This is a genomic window from Micromonospora sp. NPDC049107, assembly GCF_040648595.1.
Lineage (GTDB): Bacteria > Actinomycetota > Actinomycetes > Mycobacteriales > Micromonosporaceae > Micromonospora.
Genome location: NZ_JBEZEC010000002.1, coordinates 109,028 through 130,450 on the forward strand (window position 1 = coordinate 109,028; position 21,423 = coordinate 130,450).

The 21,423-nt window shown below is 71.6% G+C and carries 20 protein-coding genes; 13 read left to right on the plus strand and 7 right to left on the minus strand.

Features of this window, described 5'->3' with window-relative positions:
- Positions 1-155 precede the first annotated feature (155 nt).
- Both AB0B55_RS05670 and AB0B55_RS05675 read left to right on the plus strand, forming a co-directional pair.
- Positions 156-464 carry a hypothetical protein gene (locus tag AB0B55_RS05670; RefSeq protein WP_357126804.1) on the plus strand — a complete coding sequence of 103 codons (309 nt, stop codon included), beginning with the start codon at positions 156-158 and terminating at the stop codon, positions 462-464.
- 156 nt (positions 465-620) lie between these two features.
- Positions 621-1,301, plus strand: coding sequence for a lysophospholipid acyltransferase family protein (locus tag AB0B55_RS05675; RefSeq protein WP_357127312.1), 681 nt, complete (start codon positions 621-623; stop codon positions 1,299-1,301).
- A gap of 3 nt (positions 1,302-1,304) precedes the next feature.
- Here the strand turns inward: AB0B55_RS05675 and AB0B55_RS05680 are convergent, their stop codons facing one another.
- The gene (locus tag AB0B55_RS05680) at positions 1,305-4,847 is read right to left on the minus strand and encodes an adenylate/guanylate cyclase domain-containing protein (protein ID WP_357126807.1); all 3,543 of its coding nucleotides are present in this window, start codon (positions 4,845-4,847) and stop codon (positions 1,305-1,307) included.
- A gap of 148 nt (positions 4,848-4,995) precedes the next feature.
- Between AB0B55_RS05680 and AB0B55_RS05685 the strand changes: the two genes are divergently transcribed.
- Positions 4,996-5,193, plus strand: a complete 198-nt coding sequence (locus tag AB0B55_RS05685; RefSeq protein WP_357126810.1) for a hypothetical protein — start codon at positions 4,996-4,998, stop codon at positions 5,191-5,193.
- 96 nt (positions 5,194-5,289) lie between these two features.
- On the opposite strand, the gene AB0B55_RS05690 is transcribed toward AB0B55_RS05685, so the two are convergent.
- Positions 5,290-5,982 carry a Crp/Fnr family transcriptional regulator gene (locus AB0B55_RS05690; protein ID WP_007463121.1) on the minus strand — a complete coding sequence of 231 codons (693 nt, stop codon included), beginning with the start codon at positions 5,980-5,982 and terminating at the stop codon, positions 5,290-5,292.
- A 304-nt stretch (positions 5,983-6,286) separates the two neighbouring features.
- Between AB0B55_RS05690 and AB0B55_RS05695 the strand changes: the two genes are divergently transcribed.
- From AB0B55_RS05695 to proC, 4 genes are all read left to right on the plus strand, one after another.
- Positions 6,287-6,784, plus strand: a complete 498-nt coding sequence (locus AB0B55_RS05695; protein ID WP_357127315.1) for a polyadenylate-specific 3'-exoribonuclease AS — start codon at positions 6,287-6,289, stop codon at positions 6,782-6,784.
- Between the two features lie 77 nt (positions 6,785-6,861).
- Positions 6,862-7,365, plus strand: coding sequence for a pyridoxamine 5'-phosphate oxidase family protein (locus AB0B55_RS05700; RefSeq protein ID WP_357126814.1), 504 nt, complete (start codon positions 6,862-6,864; stop codon positions 7,363-7,365).
- A gap of 158 nt (positions 7,366-7,523) precedes the next feature.
- Complete coding sequence (locus AB0B55_RS05705) at positions 7,524-8,552, plus strand: 6-phosphofructokinase (protein WP_357127318.1); 1,029 nt, start codon at positions 7,524-7,526, stop codon at positions 8,550-8,552.
- A 93-nt stretch (positions 8,553-8,645) separates the two neighbouring features.
- On the plus strand, positions 8,646-9,464 hold the full coding sequence (gene proC, locus AB0B55_RS05710) for a pyrroline-5-carboxylate reductase (protein WP_357126817.1): 819 nt from the start codon (positions 8,646-8,648) through the stop codon (positions 9,462-9,464).
- Between the two features lie 1,198 nt (positions 9,465-10,662).
- Here the strand turns inward: proC and AB0B55_RS05715 are convergent.
- The 4 genes from AB0B55_RS05715 to AB0B55_RS05730 all read right to left on the minus strand — a co-directional run bounded on the left by AB0B55_RS05715 (position 10,663) and on the right by AB0B55_RS05730 (position 14,733).
- Complete coding sequence (locus AB0B55_RS05715) at positions 10,663-10,800, minus strand: beta-eliminating lyase-related protein (protein WP_357170666.1); 138 nt, start codon at positions 10,798-10,800, stop codon at positions 10,663-10,665.
- A gap of 113 nt (positions 10,801-10,913) precedes the next feature.
- Positions 10,914-12,320 (minus strand): class II 3-deoxy-7-phosphoheptulonate synthase, encoded by a 1,407-nt coding sequence (locus AB0B55_RS05720; RefSeq protein WP_355049430.1) that lies wholly within the window; start codon positions 12,318-12,320, stop codon positions 10,914-10,916.
- 87 nt (positions 12,321-12,407) lie between these two features.
- Entirely contained in the window at positions 12,408-12,914 is a 507-nt protein-coding gene (locus tag AB0B55_RS05725; RefSeq protein WP_357126853.1) for a hypothetical protein, read from the minus strand.
- A 181-nt stretch (positions 12,915-13,095) separates the two neighbouring features.
- Complete coding sequence (locus AB0B55_RS05730; RefSeq protein ID WP_357126850.1) at positions 13,096-14,733, minus strand: glycosyl hydrolase family 18 protein; 1,638 nt, start codon at positions 14,731-14,733, stop codon at positions 13,096-13,098.
- A 167-nt stretch (positions 14,734-14,900) separates the two neighbouring features.
- Here AB0B55_RS05730 and AB0B55_RS05735 point away from each other — a divergent pair, with 167 nt between their 5' ends.
- Positions 14,901-15,383, plus strand: coding sequence for a glutathione peroxidase (locus AB0B55_RS05735; RefSeq protein ID WP_357126847.1), 483 nt, complete (start codon positions 14,901-14,903; stop codon positions 15,381-15,383).
- A 444-nt stretch (positions 15,384-15,827) separates the two neighbouring features.
- Positions 15,828-16,502, plus strand: coding sequence for an NADPH-dependent F420 reductase (locus AB0B55_RS05740; RefSeq protein WP_357170668.1), 675 nt, complete (start codon positions 15,828-15,830; stop codon positions 16,500-16,502).
- 25 nt (positions 16,503-16,527) lie between these two features.
- On the opposite strand, the gene AB0B55_RS05745 is transcribed toward AB0B55_RS05740, so the two are convergent.
- A complete protein-coding gene (locus AB0B55_RS05745; RefSeq protein ID WP_357170670.1) occupies positions 16,528-18,129 on the minus strand; it encodes a glycosyltransferase 87 family protein in 1,602 nt (533 codons plus the stop codon).
- Between the two features lie 538 nt (positions 18,130-18,667).
- On the opposite strand from AB0B55_RS05745, the gene AB0B55_RS05750 reads away from it, so the two are divergent.
- From AB0B55_RS05750 to AB0B55_RS05765, 4 genes are all read left to right on the plus strand, one after another.
- Positions 18,668-18,892: a GntR family transcriptional regulator gene (locus tag AB0B55_RS05750; RefSeq protein ID WP_357126839.1), complete on the plus strand. Its 225-nt coding sequence runs from the start codon at positions 18,668-18,670 to the stop codon at positions 18,890-18,892.
- 81 nt (positions 18,893-18,973) lie between these two features.
- Entirely contained in the window at positions 18,974-19,639 is a 666-nt protein-coding gene (locus AB0B55_RS05755; protein ID WP_357170672.1) for a methyltransferase domain-containing protein, read from the plus strand.
- Between the two features lie 282 nt (positions 19,640-19,921).
- Positions 19,922-20,776, plus strand: a complete 855-nt coding sequence (locus AB0B55_RS05760) for a DUF4397 domain-containing protein (protein WP_357126833.1) — start codon at positions 19,922-19,924, stop codon at positions 20,774-20,776.
- Positions 20,773-21,408: a class F sortase gene (locus AB0B55_RS05765; protein ID WP_357126830.1), complete on the plus strand. Its 636-nt coding sequence runs from the start codon at positions 20,773-20,775 to the stop codon at positions 21,406-21,408. Before AB0B55_RS05760 ends, AB0B55_RS05765 begins: the two co-directional genes overlap by 4 nt.
- The last annotated feature ends 15 nt before the right edge of the window (positions 21,409-21,423 follow it).

The window sequence follows — 21,423 nt, forward strand, 5'->3', positions numbered from 1 at the left end:
CTTGGAAAGTCGGGGCTGCCGTCGCAGGTCGCGGCGGGGGTTCTTTGTCCGTTCTTGCGCGAGACGTGCGATCTCGGTGATCGTTGACGCCAGGGCGACCCGCGGTCCCGACCACCGCCCTGCGACCTGCCACCGACCGGGAACGAGAGGCGCACGTGGCTACTGACGACCACGAGGAGCTGAACATCCCGCCGCACCTTCAGACCTTCGCGCAGCGTCATCACCTTGACTACCGGCAGACGCCGCCCGGGATCGCGCTCTACCTGGGCCTGGGTTCGGCCCTGCTGGGGTTGCTGTTCAGCACCGCCCCGAAGGTCACCGGCGACCGGGCCCTCGGCTATCTGATGCTGGGCAGCGGTGTCGTGCTCCTCGTCGTCTCGCGGGTGCTGCACCGGCGCACGCGACGTCGGGAGGAGCAGCTGTACCAGGAGTTCCTGCAGTGGAAGACGGAGCGCGGCGAGTAGAGGTCGACATGGATCCGGCCTTGGAGACCGTCGTGGGGGAGCGCGTCCGCCGCGTCGTGGTGGTGAGCGTCCGTCCGTTGTGGTGAGAGCGCTCGCTTCGTAGGCTCCACGGGGATGACGGCCAGCGCTGTCGCGCCCCCCTCGGAAAGGACGCCGGTGCTCTACTGGCTGTTGAAGCACGTGATCCTCGGTCCGCTGCTCAAGTTGATCTTCCGCCCGCGGGTGGAGGGGCTGCGCCACGTGCCGGCGACCGGCCCGGTGATCCTGGCCAGCAATCACCTCTCCTTCTTCGACTCGATCTTCATCCCGTTGATCGTCTCGCGGAGGGTCACCTTCGTGGCCAAGGCCGAGTACTTCACCGGCAAGGGGATCAAGGGCTGGTTGACGAAGATGTTCTTCGTCGGCACCGGCACCATCCCGGTGGACCGCTCCGGCGGCCAAGCCGCCCGCGCCGCGCTGGACACCCAGTTGCGGGTGCTGCGCGCCCAGGGAGTGGCCGGCATCTACCCCGAGGGCACCCGCTCCCCGGACGGGCGGCTCTATCGGGGAAAGACCGGGGTGGCCCGGCTGGCCCTGGAGAGCGGCGCGGTGGTGGTCCCGGTGGCGATGCTCAACGCCGACGAGCTCCAGCCGCCCGGCCGGTTGCTGCCCCGGATCGGCCAGGTGCGGGTCCGCTTCGGCGCGCCCCTGGACTTCTCCCGCTACGCGGGCCTGGCCGGCGACCGGTTCGTCGAGCGCGCGGTCACCGACGAGATCATGTACGAGGTGATGGAGCTCTCCGGCCGCGAGTACGTCGACATCTACGCGCAGAAGCTCAAGACGCCGGTGGCCGCCTGACTCTCAGCAGGCGACCGCCGGTCCGGTCGGGCTGATCGGCCGGCCGGTCAGCGCCAGCAGGCCCGGCGCGTCGTTGCGTAGGGCGAAGGTGCGCACCTCGGCGCGGGGCGCCCGCGCGCCGGCCGGGTCACCCGCCCGGGTCAGCTCCGCGGCCGCCAGCGCCAGCGCCAGCACCCGGTCGCTCGCGTCCGGGATCCGCCCGTACGTCTCGGCGGCGGCCAGGTGCAGCTCGGCCGCGCGCCGGTGGTCGCCGTCGGCCGCCGCCACCGCCGCCGTCACCGTCCGCAACGCCGCCTCCGACCACGGCGTCCGATGTCCGACCCGGTCCAGCATCGCCCGGACCCGCACCGCGGCGTCCCGGCCGGCCAGGGCGCCGGCGTACGCGGCCGCGGCGATCCACTCCCCGCTGGCCAGCGCCGGCACCGCCGACCAGGACCGTTCCAGCTCGTCGATCAGCTCCGCAGCCTCGGCGTGGCGCTCCTGCAACGCCCGACACAGCGCGGCCATGCCCAGCATCGTCCAGCGCAGCCGGTGGAAGCCGCTGCGCCGGGCGGTGGCCAGCGCCTGCCCCAGGTCGGCCGGGTCCTCGTCGTCGCGCAGCACGAGCAGGCAGCACCGCAGCCCCCGCACCTGCATGTCCCAGCTACCGGTCGGCGTGTCCACGAACGCCTCCGCCGCGGCCAGCAGCCGGCCGAAGTCACCCTCGAACCAGGCCCGCATCGCCTCGGCCGAATAGCTGGTGGTCAGCGTCTGCCCGCTGGCCGTACGCGCCGGAGCGGCCGAGAGCAGGGCGTTCGAGCGCAGCCAGTCGCCCTCCTCGCGGATGGCCCAGGCCAGGTTCTGGGTGGCCCGGGGCAGCGCGAGCAGCTGACCGGCCCGGCTGAACTCGACGATGGCGTGCAACTCGTCCAGGCCGATCCGGTCGCCGGCCTGGTAGCGGGCGGTGGCCGCGGTGATCCGCGCGTTGGTCCGCGCCTCGGTCAGGCCCAGCCGCTCCGCGATCTCCGCCGCGGTGTCCGCCGCGGACACCGCCGGGTCGCGCTCGTAGTTGAGCATGTGCAGGCGGCCCAGCTCGGCGTACGCGTCGGCCTTCTGCGGGCTGTCCGGTAGCTGTTCGAACAGTTGGACCGCGCGATCCAGGCAGGCCAACGCCTCACCCCGGTCGGCGCGCAGCCACGCCGCCTGGCCGAGCAGCGTCCACGCCCGCGCGGCGCACGCGTCGTCACCGTGCGCCGCCAGCCGGTCGGCCAGCGCGTGCACCTGCTCCGGCCCGCCGCCGGAGAGGAACGCGTTGCCGTCCCGGTAGAACGAGATCTCCGTGCTCAGCAGCTCCAGTTGCAGCCGGCCCACCGGGTCGCTGTCGTCGGCCAGGCCGAGCGCCCGGCCGGCGTGGCTCGCCGCCGCCTCCAGCCCGTGCAGGGCGTACGCCCGGCGGGCCGCCCGGTGCAGCGCCTGTCGCGCGGGCCCCGCGTACCGCTGCATCTGCATGCCGAGGGACCGCGCGATCTCGTGGGCCGCCCAGCGGTGGTGGGCGAGGACCTCGGCCAGGTCGGTGTCGCGGCTCTGCGACAGCGCGTCGAGCCAGTCCGCGGCCCGCTCGTGCCGTGCCACCCGCTCGGTTCGGGGCAGCCGCTGGTAGCAGACGTCGCGTACCAGCACGTGCCGGAACCGGAACTCGGCCTGCCCGGCCATTGTCGACGCGGCCTGCTCGTGCACGAAGTCGCGCTGTTCGAGGCGGCGCAACGCGCGCTCGACCGACTCGACCGGCTGCCCCAGCGCGGCGGCCACCGCGCCCGGCCAGAACTGCACCCCGACCACCGAGGCGGCGAGCAGCACCGCCCGGTCCTTGGCGTCCAGCAGGTCCACCCGGTTGGCGATGACCGAGTGCACGCTCTCCGGCATGGTCAGTTCGAGCTGCTTGTCCAGCGACCAGCCCCGCCCCGACTGGCGCAGCGCGCCCTGCTCGATCAGCATCCGGACGTACTCGTGCGCGTAGAGGGGGTTGCCGCCGGCCACCTCGATGAGCGGCGTCAGCATCTCGGCGGAGAACGCCGCCTGGCCGAAGAGGTGCGCGTACAGGGCGGCGATGCCGGTGTCGCGCAGCGGCGGCAGGGTGATGGTCACCGAACCCGTGATCGTCCCGGCCCAGCTCGGGTCCCGGTCGACCAGCTCCGGACGGGCGGTGCACAGCAGCAGGAGGGGCACCTCACGAGCCGCCGCCCCGAGCAGTTCCACGAAGCGCAGCATCGCGTCGTCGGCCCAGTGCAGGTCCTCGAAGACCAGCACGGTGGGGCGGCGGGCCGCCAACGCCAGCAGGAACCGCCGCCACGCCGACTCCGCCTCCTCCGCCGGCAGCGGCGTGCCGGGCAGTCCGACCAGCGGACGCAGCGCGTCGACGACCCGGTCGCGCTCACCCGGCCCGATCAGCTCCCCGACCGCGGTGCCCAGCCGCTGGGCCGCGCTGGCGGCCGGGTCGGTGTCCAGGATGCCGGCCTCGGACTTGACGATGTCGGCGAGCGCGGCGAACGTGACGTTCTCGCCGAACGGCGGGCAGCGTCCCGTCCGCCACGTCAGCGGCTCGTCCACCAGCCGGCCGGTGTGCCGGTACAGCTCGCGCAGCAGCCGGCTCTTGCCGATTCCGGCCCGGCCGAAGATCGTCACCACCTGGGGCAGCCGGTCGCGCAGCGACCGGTGCAGGGCGTTGACCAGCATCCCCAGCTCGTGCTCGCGGTCCACCAGGGGCGTGGTGTCCGGCTCCCGGTCGGTGGGCTGACGGCGCAGCGGGGACAGGGCGAGCCACACCTCGGTGGGTGAGGAGCGCCCGCGCAGGGTGACCGGGGGCTGCTCCTCGTAGCGGATCGCGTCCTTGGTCAGGGCGTGCGTGGTGCCGCAGACCAGCACCCCGCCGGGCGGCGCGACCGACTGCATCCGCGAGGCGGTGTTCACCACGTCACCGGCCACGATGGCCTGCCCACCGTCGCGGGCGGCGGCCACGTCGACGAGGGCCTCACCGGTGGCCACCCCCACCCGGAAGCGCATCTCGGTGCTGCCCGTCGGCGCGAACCGGGTGAGCACCCGTTGCAGCTCCAGCCCCGCCCGTACGCAGCGCAGCGCGTCGGTCTCGGTGGCGATCGGCGCGCCGAAGAGCGCCATCACGGCGTCGCCGATGTACTTCTCCACCACCCCGCCGTACTGGCCGACCACCCGGCGGGCCGCCGAGAAGAAGCCCGTCTGCATGCCGCGGACCTGCTCCGGATCGGCGCGCTCGACGTACGGGGTGAAGTCGATGAGGTCGACGAAGAGCACGCTCACCCGCCGGCGGTCCTCCTGCGGGGTGACCGTGGCGGTCCGGTCGGTGCCCGGCCGGGGCGACCCGCACGAGGTGCAGAACGCGACGTCCGAGGCGAGCGGACGAAGGCAGTGCGGGCAGACAGCACCCAGCTCGGCGCCGCAGCCACCGCAGAAGCGGTCACCGTCGGCGGCCGTGCGTCCACAGCGCCCACACTGCGCGGCGATGACACACCCTCCACTGGCGATACCGGCCACGCCCCCAGCGCCGCCGCCCGCAAGGAGTATCGCTGCCGAAAGGGCTGTCGGGTACCGGCCTGTTGGTTTGTGGACAGTCCACCAACGGCTTGAGCGACTACATTCAGTCCGCCACATCTTCGATCAGCGACCAGAGGGGGACAGGTCAATGGTGTACGTAAAGCTGGAGAGTGACTGGACCGACGGCAAGGGCGTCAGTCACTCGGCGGGCGAGTCCGTGGACGTCGACGCCGCCACGCTCGCCACGCTGCAGGCCGAGGGGATCGTCAGCGAGCAGTCCACCGGCTCGGGCGGCGACAGCAAGGGCCCGAACAAGTGGGCCGGCCCGGGCAGCCCCGGAGTCTGAACCGCCCTTCGGTGACACAGCGCAACGGCCGGGCCGCCCACGGGCGGCCCGGCCGTTGCGGATGTACGACCCCGCGTTCGGGGGCGGTGGGGCAGCTCAGCGGTCGTTCATGCCCGCCCGGCGGCGCAGCGCGGCGACGTCGGTGACGACGATCCGGCGCCCCTCGGTCCGCAGCCAGCCGCGGCTGGCGAAGGAACCGATGGCCTGGTTGACGCTCTGCCGGGAACCGCCGGCCATCTCGGCCAACTGGCTCTGGTTCAACTCGATGGTGATCATCGGGGCCTGGCTCTCGCCGGCCAACCGGACCAGTGTCTTGGCGACCCGACCCGGCAGGTCGAGGAAGACGTGGTCGGCGTTCTGCTCGGTGAGTCGGCGGATCAACCCGCCCAGCGACCGCATCACCGCGTCCAGGATGCGTGGGTTGGAGTGCACCAGCTCCATGAACGCGCCCCGGGAGAGCGCGAGCGCCGCGCAGTCCTCGATGGCCTCGGCCGACGCGGAGCGCGTGGAGGCGTCCAGCAGGGAGACCTCGCCCAGCACGTCCGGCGGACGGATCACCGACAGCACCGCCCGCTCGCCGGTCGGCGCGGTGCGGAACACGGCGACCGCGCCCCGGCGCAGCACGATGAGCGACTCGCCCGGGTCGTTCTCGACGAACAGCAGCTGACCCTTGCGGTAGGTGCGCGGAACGGCGGCCGCGATGACCCGCTGCCGCACCTCGGGCTCCAGGCCAGCGAACATCTCGACACCCGTGAGCGCGTCACCCGGCTCCGGCAGGCGCATCTCCACGGCCCAACCCCTCCCCGGTCATGGACCACACAATCGCTCACCGGGTGAACCTGATGGCCCTGACGAGGTGAACTGACACCGGTTCGGCATCCGGTAGCGGTACACATCAGATCATGACGGTCCGGTCGCTTGCTGTACACCCCTCGAAGCACTTCCGTGACCGTCGCGAGCTGCGGCGTACCCCCTGGGGCGTCGCCGGAGCGGCGTCGGCGGCCCGGGTCGCGGCCGGCCCACGGCGGGCCGGCCGGGCTCGGACCCGGCCCCGCCGCGCGCCGACGGACGGCGGTGGGTGAGGATGTCCGGAATGGTCTACCGCTACTTCTACGACTGCGAGTTCATCGAGGACGGCCGGATCGTCGACCTCGTCTCGATCGGTGTCGTCGACGAGAACGGCCGCGAGTTCTACGCGGTCTCCACCGAGTTCGACGACTCCCGAGCCGTGCCCTGGGTCCGACGTAACGTGCTGGACCGGCTGCCGTCGCCGGCCGACCGGGCCTGGCGCTCGCGGGAGCGCATCCGCGACGACCTGTACGACTTCCTCATGGAGCCCGTCCGGGACCGGCCGGCCGAGCAGTTGGAGCTGTGGGCCTGGTACGCGGCGTACGACCATGTGGTCCTCGCCCAGCTCTGGGGTGCGATGCCGGCGCTGCCCCGGGAGATTCCCCGGTTCACGAAGGATCTGCGGCAGCTCTGGGACGACCGGGGCCGGCCGGCGCTGCCGGACGCGGACGCGGCCCGGCACGACGCCCTGGTCGACGCCCGGCACAACCTGGCCCGCTGGCGGGCGATGACGGCGCGCTGAGCGATGGTCATACGTCTGTAGGTTTGACCGGTTCTGTCCCGGGCAACGGTTCGTCAGCCGAGCCGAGGGAGATTGCCATGAGCAACGATCCGACCAGCGTCGCCGACGCCCGGGCGCGGGTCACCGAACTGATCCGCGCCGCACGGATCTGCATGCTCACCACCATCGCGCTGGACGGGCGGCAGGTGAGCCGGCCGATGGGGCTGCAGGAGGCCGAGTTCGACGGGGACCTCTGGTTCTTCGCCTACACCGACTCGGCCAAACTGCGCCAGATCAGGGTGAATCCGGAGGTCAACGTCGCCTTCTCCGACCAGAGGCACAACTCCTGGGTCTCGGTCTCGGGGACGGCCAGTGAGAGTTCCGACACCGAGCGCGCGAAGCGGCTCTGGAACCCGCTGCTCAAGACCTGGTTCCCGGACGGGCTGGACACTCCCGGCCTGACCCTGATCAAGGTGCACGCCAGCTCCGCCGAGTACTGGGACTCGCCGAGCAGCACCGTGGTCAACCTTCTCGGCTTCGCCAAGGCCGCCGTCACCGGCCGTCCGCCGTCACCCGGCGAGAACCGTGAGGTGACCTACTGAGCCGCCGCCCCCGGGGCGCGCTGTCGTCGCGCGCGCAGGCCGACTACAGTGCGCAGTGACGGCCCGCCCCGGGCCGGCAACGGCGCCGATGGTCTGACCTGACACATACCCTGGGGCATATCGGGCTTTACCTGATGCTCCAGGAGGATGAGCGGATCATGCGTATCGGCGTGCTCACCGGCGGCGGCGACTGCCCGGGTCTCAACGCGGTCATCCGGGCGGTGGTCCGCAAGGGCGTCGCCACTTACAGTCACGAGTTCGTGGGCTTCCGGGACGGCTGGAAGGGCCCGCTGGAGGGTCTGTCCCGCCCACTGGGCATCGCCGACGTGCGCGGCATCCTGCCCCGGGGCGGCACCATCCTCGGCTCGTCCCGGACCAACCCGTTCAAGATCGAGAACGGCGTCGAGCGGATCAAGGACAACCTCGCCGAGCAGGGCGTGGACGCGCTGATCGCGATCGGCGGCGAGGACACCCTCGGCGTGGCCACCAAGCTGCACGAGCTGGGCGTGAACGTCATCGGCGTGCCGAAGACGATCGACAACGACCTCGGCGCCACCGACTACACCTTCGGCTTCGACACCGCGGTCAACATCGCGATGGAGGCCATCGACCGCCTGCACACCACCGCGGAGAGCCACCACCGCACCCTGGTCGTCGAGGTCATGGGCCGGCACGCCGGCTGGATCGCCCTGCACGCCGGCCTGGCCGGTGGCGCCAACGTGATCCTGCTGCCCGAGCGGCAGTTCGACGTCGACCAGGTGGCCGGCTACGTCGAGAAGCGCTTCCAGCACCAGTACGCCCCGATCGTCGTGGTCGCCGAGGGCGCCCAGCCGCTCGACGGCCAGATGGTGCTCGCCAACCAGGAGCTCGACTCGTTCGGCCACGTCCGCCTCGGCGGCATCGGCCAGTGGCTCGCCGAGCAGCTGGAGGCCAAGACCGGCAAGGAGGCCCGCACCGTGGTGCTGGGTCACATCCAGCGCGGTGGCACCCCGACCGCCTTCGACCGGGTCCTCGCCACCCGCCTCGGCCTGCAGGCCATCGACGCCGCCAACGACGGCGACTGGGGCAAGATGGTCGCGATGCAGAGCACCGACATCGTCCGGGTGCCCCTCGCCGAGGCCACCCGCGAGCTGAAGACCGTGCCGCTGGAGCGGTACCAGGAGGCCGAGGTCTTCTTCGGCAGCTGAGGTGTAAGGAAGGGCCCCCTCTTAACGCGTGGCGTATAGCAGGGGGCCCTTACTAACAGTCGACCCGTAGCAGTCGACCGACGAGGAGGCGTGGTGAGCGGGCACACGGTTGCGGTGATCGGCGCGGGCAAGATCGGCGAGCTGATGCTCTCCGGGCTGCTGCGCTCCGGATGGCCGGTGGAGCGGCTGCTCGCCACGGCGCGCCGACCGGACCGCGCGCAGGAGCTGTCCGACCGCTACGGCGTCCGGGTGGTGGACAACCTCACCGCGGTGGAAGAGGCCGACGTGCTCGCCGTCTCGGTCAAGCCCCAGGACGCCGCAGCGCTGCTGGACGAGATCGGCCCAAAGGTGCCCGCCGACAAGCTGGTCATCTCGCTCTGCGCCGGGCTGCCCACCAGCTTCTTCAACCGTCGGCTGCCCGACGGCACCCCCGTGGTCCGGGTCATGACCAACACGCCGGCGCTGGTCGACCAGGCGATGACGGCCATCTCCGCCGGCGCGTACGCCACCGGGGCGCATCTGAGCCTCGCCGAGGAGATGTTCAAGCCTCTGGGTCAGACCATCCGGGTGCCCGAGTCGCAGCAGGACGCGGTCACCGCGCTCTCCGGCTCCGGACCGGCCTACTTCTACCTGCTGGTGGAAGCCATGATCGACGCCGGGATCCTGCTCGGTCTGCCGCGCCAGGTGGCGCACGAGCTGATCGTGCAGACCGCCATCGGGTCCGCCGTGATGCTGCGCGACTCCGGCGAGCACCCGGTCAAGCTGCGTGAGGCGGTCACCTCGCCCGCCGGCACCACCATCTCGGCGATCCGTGAGCTGGAGAAGCACGGGGTCCGCGCGGCGCTGCTCGCCGCGCTGGAGGCGGCCCGGGACCGCGCCCGCGAGCTGGCCGCCCAGTCGGAGCGTAGCTGAGCTTCCGTTCACTCCATGCCCGACGAAATGGCTCTTGCGCTCGGGCAGGATTTCTCGGAGTGACGAAGTTGACCCCCAAGTCCTGACGCGCCCCGTCCGTGTCTCACTAGCCGACCCGCCGACGCGAGTGTTGGACGGTCCACTGGGCGCTGCGCACTCGATCCGCTGCGGTATACGCCATTTCCGTCAGCCAGCCTGGCGGATTTGCCATGAGAGGTCCGGGCGGGTCGAGGATCCACCCTTCTGAGCCGAGCTCGTCGAACGTGGCAAGTCCAGAACCCTGCATGACGCGGTCTCCCAAACGGGTTTGGAAAACGCAGACAGGATCTATCCTCTCCCCGCCGAAAAACTGCGGATAAACCGTGAGCAGCTTGCCGTACTCCCATCGCTCCATCTGGGCAGTTTCGCCATCACCGACTGCCCTGCGGGGCCAAGTGTCGCGTCACCGACAGACATGAGCGACTCACACGTGTGGGCAAGCAGGCAAAATGATGGATCGACCTTCTGTGAAGGCCGAACCTCAGTCGACCTCAAGAGAAGCCGGCCACGGAGGCGGCATTGTGTCTCCGAGAATGGCTTCGATGGCGGCGTTGAATCTGAATCTTCCAGCTAATGGAGACCTCAGTGACGAGCGAAGAGCAGGCAAATCAAGTTGGGGATGGGCTGCTGCTGCCCCGCCCAGGGCTTGACGGCGGGTCGCCGGCGGTACCCGGCCAGCCACTAGCGGACGACGTCGGTCTCAGGTCTGGCGGCCCTGTCCATATGAGCGTCGAAGCCAGCGGCTCTGCCCAGGTGGTACAAGCTTTCCGTGATGCCTACGTCACCTTCGGCAAGGATCGGACCGAGGCGCAGGCGCTGATGGGAATGCCGGCGCAGGCGGCAGCAGAGGCGCTCTTGGCCATGGACGACGCCGAGGCGGCAGCGATCGTCGCCGAGATGGATGAGTCGGCGGCAGTGCGTCGCCTTGAGTTGCTGCCCGCCGCCCGGGCCGCCCGTCTGCTGGTGTCGATGGACGAGCGGCTCTCCGCTAGGCGGCTTTCCAAATTGTCCGTCGACCACGGAGCGTCTGTGCTCGCCTGCATCCCCGCCACGCACGTCGGCGGCATGCTCGCCGAGATCCCCCAGTCCCACCTGGCGATGCTGGTCACGGCGATGCCGTTGCGGCTGGCGGCGGCTCAGTTCACCGCCTTACCGGCGGCTAACTCCTCTGCCGTGTTGGCGATTCTGCCCGTGTCACGTCGTCACCGACCTCGGCGGCGGCCATCGCCTCGCGCATCCCGGCGGTCGGCCGGGTCACCGTGTCGGAACGCAGGTCAACAAGCTCAGCCACAGTCATCCTTTCGGCGGCCGGTCGCGGGTCGCGCGCACCTGGCCACGGTCATTCCTGTTCGACAGAGAGCGGCGGCCTCGGAGCCGGCCTTTCGGCTGCCGACCGCGGGGCTCGCGGCCTCAGCCTCGGAGCATCTCCGCCACGAGGAAGGCCAGCTCCAGCGACTGCTGGGTGTTCAGCCGCGGGTCGCAGGCGGTCTCGTACCGGTCGGGCAGGTCGAGGTCCTCGATGCCCTGCGCGCCGCCGAGGCACTCGGTGACGTCCTCACCGGTCAACTCGACGTGGATGCCACCGGGGTGGGTGTCCAGGCTCCGGTGCACCTCGAAGTAGCCGAGCACCTCGTCGACGATCCGGTCGAAGTGCCGGGTCTTGTAGCCGTTGGACGACTCGTGGGTGTTGCCGTGCATCGGGTCGCACTGCCAGACCACCTTGGCGCCGGAGGCGGTGACCTTGGACACGATCGGCGGCAGGGCGTCGCGGACCCGGTGGTTGCCCATCCGGCTGATCAGCGTGAGCCGGCCGGGGACATTGTCCGGGTTGAGCTTCTCGCACAGCTCGATCGCCTCGTCCGGCGAGGTCGTCGGGCCGAGCTTGACGCCGATCGGGTTGGCGATCCGGGAGATGAAGTCGATGTGCGCGCCGGTGATCTGCCGGGTGCGTTCGCCGACCCAGAGGAAGTGCCCGGACAGCCCGTACGCCCGGCGGTCGGAGACCCGGGTGAGCGCCCGGTCGTACTCCAGGGCCAGGGCCTCGTGGGAGCAGTAGAGGGTGACGGTCCGCAGCGCTTCGTCGTCGGTCATCCCGCAGGCCCGGATGAAGGCCAACGCCCGGTCGATCTCCCGGGCGATCGCCTCGTAGCGCTCCCCCGCCGGGGAGGTCCGGACGAAGCCCTTGTTCCAGTCGTGCACGGCGTGCAGGTCGGCGAGCCCACCGGCGAGGTACGCCCGCAGCATGTTCATCGCGGCGGCCGAGTTGGCGTACGCCCGGATCATGCGCTGCGGGTCGGCCACGCGGGCGGCCGGATCGGCCTCCAGCGAGTTGATCATGTCGCCGCGGTACGCGGGCAGACCCCGCGCGTCGGTCGGAAGTGAGCGGGGCTTGGTGTACTGGCCGGCGACCCGGGCGACCTTGACCACCGGCAGCGACGCGCCGTAGGTGAGCACGATCGCCATCTGCAACAGGGTGCGGGCGTTGGCCAGCAGGTGGCTCTCGGTGTTGTCGGCGAAGGTCTCGGCGCAGTCACCGCCCTGGAGCAGGAACGCCTTGCCCTCGCAGACCAGCGCCAGCTTCTGCCGGAGCTGGTCCACCTCGTAGGGCGCGACGACCGACGGCACGGTGTCGAGCACCTTGCAGACCTCGGCGACGGCGGCCGGGTCGGACCACGGTGGGACCTGCTCGCGGGGCAGCTCCCGCCAGCGGTCCAGGCCGAGGGCGGCGTCCTCGGCGGAGTCGACGGTCGGACGGCTGGTCTGCAGGCCCGGGCTACCCACCGCGGGATGGCTCAGCTGATGCCACTCATGGCGCATGAGAGAAAGCGTACGGCGACCGTGCGTGTGACCGGGCGGCGAGGGTGACGGTTCCGGCAAGTGGGAGGTCGATCCCACCCACCTCGGTCAGGACGCGGGTGAGGGAGACGCGGGTGAAGGGCTGGTGGCCGGGTTGCCGCCCGGCGCCTCACTCGCGATGCACCAGTCGCCGCCGTCCCGCGTGACGGTGAACACCAGCGGGCGGGTGACCTTGCTCTTGCCGGCGGTGACCGAGACCGAGACGCTGACCTCCTGGCCGCGCTGACCGGACCGGACGTCGGTGATGGTCGCCTGGGGCACCTTGAAGTGGTCGGCGAAGTCGCCGTTGGGACCCGTGGCCGCGGCGTCGAACCCGGCCTGCAACACCGCGCAGAGCTGGCTGCGGCCGGCGGCGACGTCCTTGGCGGTCATCGCGTCGAGGTACGCCTGCACGCGCTCGCGGGACCGGTTGGCGGCCTCCTCGGCGGGCGCCCGCTGGGGCGCGGCGGTCTGCTTGTCGGCGTCGTCGCCGCCGCTCCCGCAGCCGGCAAGGGCGGCCGGGAGCAGCACGAACGCGGCGGCGGTCATCGCCAGCCCACGGTGGGTCGCGCGCATGACCACCTCCGTCGAACGGGAAATCGGGACCTGCCGAGCCGCGAGTCTGCCATATCGGACCCGACCCGCCCAAGGCCGGCGGCCCGGCCGACGCGTGGCGTCGACCGGGCCGCTACGGCACGGGCGGGAAGGGGCGGTGCGGGCCCCTTCCCGCCGTGTGGGTGGTGCGTCGGCCCTCGGCTCAGCCGAGACCGCCCTTGATGGCGCCGATGAGCTCACCGTTGCTGGTGTCGCCGGAGAGTTCCCAGAAGAACGCGCCACCGAGGCCCTGGTTCTTCGCGTACGTCATCTTGCCGTTGATGGTCGACGGGGTGTCGTAGCTCCACCAGTTGCTGCCGCACTTGGCGTACGCGGTGCCGGCGATCGTGCCGGTAGCCGGGCAGGTGTTCTTGAGGACCTTGTAGTCCTCGATGCCCGCCTCGTAGGTGCCCGGCGCGGCACCGGTGGCGCTGCCGCCCGGCGCGGCCTGGGTGACGCCCGTCCAGCCCCGGCCATAGAAGCCGATGCCGAGCAGCAGCTTGTTGGACGGGACGCCCTTGCTCTTGAGCTTCTGGATGGCCGCGTCGGAGTTGAAGCCCTGCTGCGGGATCCCGGTGTACGACGTCAGCGGCGAGTGCGGGGCGGTGGGGCCCTGGGCGTTGAACGCGCCGAAGTAGTCGTACGTCATCGGCATGAGCCAGTTGAGGTTGCCGATCGCGCCGGCGTAGTCGGTGGCGTCGATCTTGCCGCCGTTGCTGCCGTCCGCGGTGATGGCGGCCGTGACCAGGGCGTTGGACCCAAACTTCGACCGCAGCGCGCCGATCACGTTCTTGAACGCGTTCGGACCGCTGGTGTCACAGCTCAGACCGCAGGCGTTGGGGTACTCCCAGTCCACGTCGATGCCGTCGAACACGTCCGCCCAGCGCGGGTCCTCGACCAGGTTGTAGCAGCTCTCGGCGAACGCGGCCGGGTTCTGCGCGGCCTGGGTGAAGCCGCCGGACCACGTCCAGCCACCGAACGACCAGATCACCTTGAGGTGCGGGTTGAGCGCCTTGAGCTTGCGCAGCTGGTTGAAGCTGCCACGCAGCGGCTGGTCCCAGGTGTCGGCGACGCCGTCCACGCTCTCCGCCGCCGTGTACGCCTTGTCATAGTCGGCGTACGGGTCGCCGATGGTGCAGCGACCGCCGGTGGTGTTGCCGAAGGCGTACAGGATGTGGGTCAGCTTGGCGGCCGAGCCGCTGGTCTGGATGTTCTTGACGTGGTAGTTGCGCCCGTAGACGCCCCACTCGGCGAAGTAGCCGACGACCTTCTTACCGCCCGTGTTGGGCGGCGGGGTGGTGGTCGGCGGCGCGGTGGTCGGCGGCGCCGTGGTGGGCGGCGCGGTGGTCGGCGGCGCCGTGGTCGGCGGCGCGGTCGTGGTCGGCGGGGTCGTCGGGGTGCCGCCGCCGCAGGGAGCGCCGTTGACGGTGCAGTTCAGTGGCGCCTTGTACGCGCCGGTGCCGTTGTAGCCCCAACTGAACGAGGCGCCGGGCGCGAGCCCGCCGGCCCAGCTCTTCTTGACCGCGACGTAGTGGTTGCCGCTGCTGGTGACGTCGGCGTCCCACGCGCTGCTGATTGTGGTGCCCGACGGCAGGTCGAACTCGATGCGCCAGGTGGCGACCGTGGCGCTGGTGCCGTTGGTCACGGTCACCTTCGTCTCGTGACCGGTCCCCCAGTCCTGCGCCTTGGCGAACGTGGTGGTGACCGTGCCGGCGCCGAACGCGGTCGTCATCGGCACCGCCGCGACGGTCACGGCGACCACGGCGCCGGCCCAGAGGGCCCGGCGGAGCGATCTTTTCATGAGGCGTCTCCCGCACTGTTAGGAAACTTTCCAAAAGAGATGGTGAGACGGTACTCACACCGTCATCACTCCGTCAAGATGTCCATGTTTCGATTTCCCCTGGTGCGCGGAACGGGCCGGCCACGCCCTACCCGGGCGACCCCACACCCGGCGCGTAGCCTCGGGCCATGACCGTCTTCGACATCCCGATCGGCGCCCTCAACGGCGGCCCCGCGGACCTCGCCCGCTACCGCGGAAAGGCGCTGCTGGTCGTCAACGTCGCCTCCCGCTGCGGCCTCACCCCGCAGTACGCCGACCTCCAGCGCCTCGCCGACACGTACGCCGAGCGCGGCCTCGTCGTGCTGGGCGTGCCGTGCAACCAGTTCGCCGGGCAGGAGCCGGGCAGCGCCGCCGAGATCAGCGACTTCTGCCAGGTCAACTACGGCGTGACGTTCCCGCTCACCGAGAAGGTCGACGTCAACGGGCCCGACCGGCACCCGCTCTACGCGGCGCTGGTGGACACCCCGGACGCCGACGGGCACAGCGGGGACGTCCGCTGGAACTTCGAGAAGTTCCTGGTGGCACCGGACGGCACGGTCGCCGGCCGCTTCGCCCCGACGGTCGAGCCCGACGACCTCCGCACCCCCATCGAAAAGATCCTCCCCGCCTAAGGGCTTGCTCCCACCCGGGTCCCGCCCGGGTCCCGCCCGGGTCCCACCCGGATCCCGCCCGGTCCCGCCCGGCTCCCGCCCGGGTCCCGCCCGGCTCCGGCCCCGGTGATCAAGAGGTTCGCGTCAGGAATCGGCCGATCGGTGACGCGAATCTCTTGATCACCGGGGCAGCGCGGCCACCCGGGGCAGCGCGGCCACCCGGGGCAGCGCGGCCACCCGGGGCAGCGCGGCCACCCGGGGCAGCGCGGCCACCCGGGGCAGCGCGGCCACCGAGGCGGCGCGGCCACGGGGCAGCGCGGCTACCGAGGCAGCGCGGCCACCGGAGGGTGGTACGTGGGTGGGAGCCGATCGGGCGACGACCGTCCGCAGTACGTTGTGCCGTAACCGGGATAACTCCGCGCATCGGCCGGAATGCGTCGTGGGTGGACGGAGTTGGGAAGAAACATGACAACTGTGGGACTGATCGGCAGTGGCAACATCGGCGGCACCGTGGCCCGGCTGGCCGTGGCCGCCGGCTACGACGTGGTGCTGAGCAACTCGCGCGGGCCGGAGACGCTCACCGATCTGGTCGACGAGCTGGGCGAGCGGGCCAGCGCCGGCACGTCGCAGGACGCGGCGCAGGTCGGCGACCTGGTGGTGGTCACGGTGCCGCTCAAGGCGTACCGGGCGGTGCCCGTCCAGCCGCTGGCCGGCAAGGTCGTCATCGACACCAACAACTATTACCCGCAGCGGGACGGGAACTTCCCTGAGCTGGACTCGGGCGAGACCACCAGCAGCGAACTCCTGCAGCGGCACCTGCCGGAGTCGCGGGTGGTCAAGGTCTTCAACAACATCTACTTCACGGGCCTGGCCGCGCTCGCCCGGCCGTCCGGGGCCGCCGACCGCAGCGCTCTCGCCATCGCCGGCGACGACGCTGCCGCGAAGGCCGAGGTCACGGCCTTCCTCGACCGGATCGGGTACGACGCGGTCGACGTCGGCCCGCTCGCGGAGGGCTGGCGCTACCAGCCGGACACCCCGGCGTACGGCACGCTCTACTCCGCCACCCCGACCGACTGGGAGCACCCGGCGCCGGGCGACGCCGAGAAGCTGCGCACGGCCTTGGCCGCCGCCACCCGCTGAGCACCCGTCGCCCTCCGGTGACCGCCTACCGGGTGGCCCTCCGGAGGGCGACGGCCAGTTCGTCGTCGTAACTGGCGACCGGCTGACCGTCGACGTCGTACGCCACCAGCCGACCCTGCGCCATGCTGGCCGACCGGAACGAGAACGTCCGGGTACCGGGGTAGGCCGCCAGCAGGGGGATGCTGCGGGGTGCGCCGCCCGGGGCGGAGTAGTACTCCAGTCGGGCCACCCGAGGGGAGACCACGCCGTTGACCCGTACCTTGGTCTTCTCCGCCCGGGTGCCGAACGTGACCGGCGCGTCGGTGGCGTAGGCCGCACACTCGGCCGGACCCCGGCAGACGAAGAAGTATCGCGGGTTGGCCACGTCGTCGAGGGCGTACGCCTTGAATGTCGGGTCCGCCCCGGCGGGCAGCGGTTGTACGGCGAAGAAGGCGAGAGCCACGCCGGTCGTGACGCCCACCCGCAGCCAGGCCCGCCGCGCTACGGGGCGACGGCTGCCCCGGGCGGCGGCGACCGCGACACCGCCGAAGCCGGCCAGGCACAGCAGGCACGTGCCGACGGTGCGGGCGTTCTCGAACAGGAACTGCACGCCCGGACGCGCCGACACCGGTCCGAGAACCGCCCCCAGCGAGACGACCATGGCGGCGAGCAGCGCCGCGCCGGCCACCCGCTGGGTGATGCCGGACGCGCCGACCAGCAGCATCGCGGCGAGCACCGGCCACACCTGGTGGTGGGTCCAGGACACCGGGGACGCGGCCACCGTGGCGCAGCCCACGAGCACGGCGGCGTGGCCAGGGCGGGCCCCCGCCGCCAACTGGCGGGCGCGAAGGAGCGCCACCCCGCAGATCACCGCGACCAGAGCGGCCCACAGCACGGGCAGGGTCGCCTCGTCTACCCCGAGGCGTAACAGCATCCCGTGCACCGACTGGTTGCCCAGCGAGGCCAGGTTGCCGATTCGTGAGGTCTGCCGGACGGCCTCGGTCCAGTAGATCCAACTCTCGCCGGGCAGCACGAGCGCCGCCAGCCCGGCGCATGCCACGAAGGTCGCCGCGGCACGCCCGGCGTCGCGGTAGCGCCCGGTGGCGAGGAAGTAGACGACGAACAGCAGCGGCGTCAGCTTGATCGCCGCCGCCACCCCGACGAGCACTCCCCGCAGCCGTGGCGGAACGACGCCCATGCCGTCCAGCAGCGCCAACAGCACGACGAAGATGCTGACCTGCCCGAACCGCAGGTTGCTCTGCACCGGCGCCGAGAGCATCAGAACCGTGGCGGCCACCGCGACGACCAACGGGCGGCGGGACCGATCGGCGCTCAGCGCGACACCGACCATCGCGGCGACGGCGACGACCGCCGCGCACGTCGCGACCAGCCAGATCCCCTGGAGTACGCCCTCACCCACGAGAGTGATCGGCCCCAGCACGAGAGCGGCGAACGGCGGGTAGGTGAACGGCCCGCCGTTGGCGGCGCGGTACTCGTACAGCGGCCGGCCGGCGTGCAGATCGGACAGTGCGCCGTAGTAGATGTGCAGGTCGGAGAGTCGGTCATCGCGGGTCGACACGAGCACACAGGACACCGTCGCGACGACGACGAACGCCGCCCACACCAACGCCACGCGTCGATCCCGCATCGCCCGAGAATAGGCGGACGCGAGACGAGCGACGACCCCGCCGACCCAGACGCTGACGAGCACGGACCCGACCGGGCGGGCGAAGGCACTACTTCTGAAAGAGCACAGACGCAACGTCCGCCACGATCTCGAGAGCCCAATCCAACTGCGGACAATCGTGATGCCCTTGACACTCCAGGCAGCCGCCCGGCTGCCAGGGTCGATCTGGCCCTCGGCCCCAGTGAGCGTCGAGGACCCGCTTTGCCATAAAGAGTTCGGTCGCCCTGGACACCGGCTCGTCGATCGCCATCGTCCGCACCTTTCCAAGGTCACGAGCTGCACACCCTGGAGGGCGGAGGCCATGCGTCGCGCCTTCCAGGGTGGGTGGATCGAAAACCTCGGGGTGCTGAAGTCCAGAAGCATCCGACCGCTGTCTCACTGTATCCACTGTCTCAGTGTAGTCAAGTTCTCACTGTGTTCAGTCGAGTCGCGTCGTCACTTGTCCTGCCCCGGTCCCGACTGGAAGCATGATCTGCGCTGAAGTCCAGGAGAGCCGATCATGCCTACCAGGCCACCGCACTACCTCCGCGTCGCCGACGACATCGCGCGCAGAATCAAGTCCGGGGAGTACCCGCCCGGCCATCAACTGCCGTCGGTCTCGGACCTCGGCGAGATCTACAACGTGGCACGGTCGACCGCCTACCGAGCCGTGCGCGAACTGCACCAGCGGAACCTGGTCTACGGCCAACAGGGACAGGGCGTTTTCGTCGCCGAATCGGAGTAGCAGCCTGCCGCGAAGCTCGGCCGCTTCTGCCCTCGGAAGATCTGGGGCCGCGCGGCAGACCCTCGTCCATAGCATCGGCGGATGGGAGCGACGAGCACACCGGCGTACGACACTCACGCGGAGTGGTACGAGGACTTCATCTCCGGCGGCCGTGACTATCGCCAGCGGGTGCACGCCAGCGTGGCGGACCTGCTCGGCCCGGGCGACGGACCCTGCCTCGACATCTGCTGTGGCACCGGCGCGCACGCGTCCGTGCCCGCCGCCCTGGGTTGGACGCCACTGGGTGTGGACCTGTCCGGTGGGCAGTTGCGGCACGCGCGCGACAGGTTGCCGGCAGCCCGGGGCGACGCAACCGCACTGCCGATCGCCGACGCGTCGCTGCCGGCGGCGATGTGCGTCCTGGCCAGCACCGATGTGCCCGACTACTCGCTCGGGCTGCGCGAGGTCGCGCGCGTGCTGCGGCCGGGCGGGCGGTTCGTGCACGTGGGCGTGCACCCCTGCTTCGTGGGCGCGTTCGCCGACCGGGGTGGGCACCCGGCCGTCGTGGTGGACGAGCGCTACGCGGATCGGGCCCGCAGCTTCGACAGTTGGAACACCAGTGGCGTCCGGGCGCGGGTCGGGGCGTGGCACGTTCCGCTCGCCGATCTCCTCAACGCGACCCTGTCCGCCGGCCTCCGACCGGTTCGATTCGCGGAGTCGGGTCCCGGCGGCGTACCGGACCTGTTCGGCTTCCTAGCGGTGCGCTAGCAGCACCCGCCTCGCTCGCAGACCCCCTCGCCGAGCGGCAAGATCGCGCTCGATCATGGATCCAGTGGCATCCTCCCGACGCCGGGGCCACTACATCCTGGATCGAGCACGATCTTGCGGCCCGCAGCACGGGCAGCATCCGGCACGGGCAGCATCCGGCACGGGCCGCAGCCGACGACGCGGCGGGGAGAAACATCGCGTGTACAACTTGCGCGCGAGTCTCACGCACGGGACTCTGTCGGTGGGTTGCCGCCCGCTCACCGAACGTGCCTCGGAGGCGACATGCACACGCTTCGTACCGCGTCCCGCCGGCTGCTGGCCGGTGCCGGCGCGCTCCTGCTCGGCACCTCCCTCGCTGCCGCGATCCCGGCGTCGGCCGGCGCGGCCAGCGTCGGGTACGTCCGACTGGCCCACCTCTCCCCCGACACACCGGCGGTGGACGTCTACCTCGCCGCCCCCGACGCCGCGAAGCCGAGGGTCTTTCCCGGCGTCGGCTACGGCGTGGTCTCCGACTATCTCCAGTTGCCTCCGGGCCGGTACGCGGTGGCGATGCGCGAGGCCGGCACGCCCGCCAGCGAGCCGCCGGTGCTCACCACCGAGGTCGCGGTGCAAAGTGGCGGCGCGTACACGGTGGCCGGTGTCGGGCGGCACGCCGACCTGGGGCTGCGGGTGCTCACCGACGACCTGAGCGCTCCCACGCAGGGCCGGGCCAAGGTGCGCGTCGTGCAGGCGTCGGTGCGCACGCCCGTCCTCGACGTGGCCGACCCCGACGGCCCGAGGATCGCCGACGGCGTGCAGTTCGCCACCACCACCGACTACCAACAGGTCGAGCCGGGCACCTGGAAGCTGCGGCTGACCGGCGCGGGCGGTCCGAGCACCGACACCGAGGTACGGCTCGCCGGCGGCGCGGTCTACTCGCTGCTGGTCCTCGACGACAAGCAGGGTGGGCTCAGCGCCGAACTGCGTCAGGACGCCGAGGGCGGCACCGTCGTACCGGCGGGTGGAGTGGAGACCGGCGCGGGTGGCACGGCCGGGCGCGGGCTCGGGGCGTACCCCCTGATGGCCGGCGCGGTGGCCGCGGCGGCCGTGGTGGCGAGCCTGCTGCTCTGGCGTCGGCGGCGGCGCACCACCTGGTGAGCATCGGGCCCGCCATCCGACGGCACCGCGACCGTCGGGCGCCGCTGGCCGCGCTGGTCGCGGCCGGCGCGGCGGTCTGCCTGGCCGCCGGCAGCGGCGTCGGGCTCGCGACGACCGGGCCGCCGCCGGTCGCGACCTGGCACCCCGGCTGCGCCGACGGCTGCCCGTCGGTGGCCGCGTCGCCGCGACCACAGGGTCCACCCACCCGGGTACGGGTGCCGCGCATCGGCGTCGACTCCGCTCTCACGGTGCTGGGCCTGGACCGCGCCGGCGCGCTCGTCCCGCCGGCCGACTTCGACACGGCCGGCTGGTACGGGGGCGGCCCCGCCCCCGGCGACACCGGTCCGGCCGTGCTCGCCGGGCACCTGGACTCGCGCCGCGGCCCGGCGGTCTTCGCCCGGCTCGACGAGCTGCGCTCCGGCGACCGCGTTCAGGTGTGGCGCGACGGGCAGTGGCTGTCGTTCCGGGTGACCGGGTCGCTGCGCACCCGCAAGGACCGGTTCCCGACGGCCACGGTCTACGGTCCGACACCCGGGCCCGAGCTGCGCCTCGTCACCTGCGGGGGCGACTTCGACCGGCGGCGTGGGCACTACCGGGACAACGTGGTGGTGTTCGCGGTCCTCGACGGGTGACCAGCCCGGTCAGAG

Bases quoted from the DNA above. Each gene is read 5' to 3' on its own strand.
- AB0B55_RS05685 (WP_357126810.1), top strand. From the start codon at position 4,996: ATGGTGTACGTAAAGCTGGAGAGTGACTGGACCGACGGCAAGGGCGTC.
- AB0B55_RS05695 (WP_357127315.1), top strand. From the start codon at position 6,287: ATGGTCTACCGCTACTTCTACGACTGCGAGTTCATCGAGGACGGCCGG.
- AB0B55_RS05700 (WP_357126814.1), top strand. From the start codon at position 6,862: ATGAGCAACGATCCGACCAGCGTCGCCGACGCCCGGGCGCGGGTCACC.
- AB0B55_RS05705 (WP_357127318.1), top strand. From the start codon at position 7,524: ATGCGTATCGGCGTGCTCACCGGCGGCGGCGACTGCCCGGGTCTCAAC.
- AB0B55_RS05715 (WP_357170666.1), bottom strand. From the start codon at position 10,800: ATGACTGTGGCTGAGCTTGTTGACCTGCGTTCCGACACGGTGACCCGG.
- AB0B55_RS05720 (WP_355049430.1), bottom strand. From the start codon at position 12,320: ATGCGCCATGAGTGGCATCAGCTGAGCCATCCCGCGGTGGGTAGCCCG.
- AB0B55_RS05725 (WP_357126853.1), bottom strand. From the start codon at position 12,914: ATGCGCGCGACCCACCGTGGGCTGGCGATGACCGCCGCCGCGTTCGTG.
- AB0B55_RS05730 (WP_357126850.1), bottom strand. From the start codon at position 14,733: ATGAAAAGATCGCTCCGCCGGGCCCTCTGGGCCGGCGCCGTGGTCGCC.
- AB0B55_RS05735 (WP_357126847.1), top strand. From the start codon at position 14,901: ATGACCGTCTTCGACATCCCGATCGGCGCCCTCAACGGCGGCCCCGCG.
- AB0B55_RS05740 (WP_357170668.1), top strand. From the start codon at position 15,828: ATGACAACTGTGGGACTGATCGGCAGTGGCAACATCGGCGGCACCGTG.
- AB0B55_RS05745 (WP_357170670.1), bottom strand. From the start codon at position 18,129: ATGCGGGATCGACGCGTGGCGTTGGTGTGGGCGGCGTTCGTCGTCGTC.
- AB0B55_RS05750 (WP_357126839.1), top strand. From the start codon at position 18,668: ATGCCTACCAGGCCACCGCACTACCTCCGCGTCGCCGACGACATCGCG.
- AB0B55_RS05755 (WP_357170672.1), top strand. From the start codon at position 18,974: ATGGGAGCGACGAGCACACCGGCGTACGACACTCACGCGGAGTGGTAC.
- AB0B55_RS05760 (WP_357126833.1), top strand. From the start codon at position 19,922: ATGCACACGCTTCGTACCGCGTCCCGCCGGCTGCTGGCCGGTGCCGGC.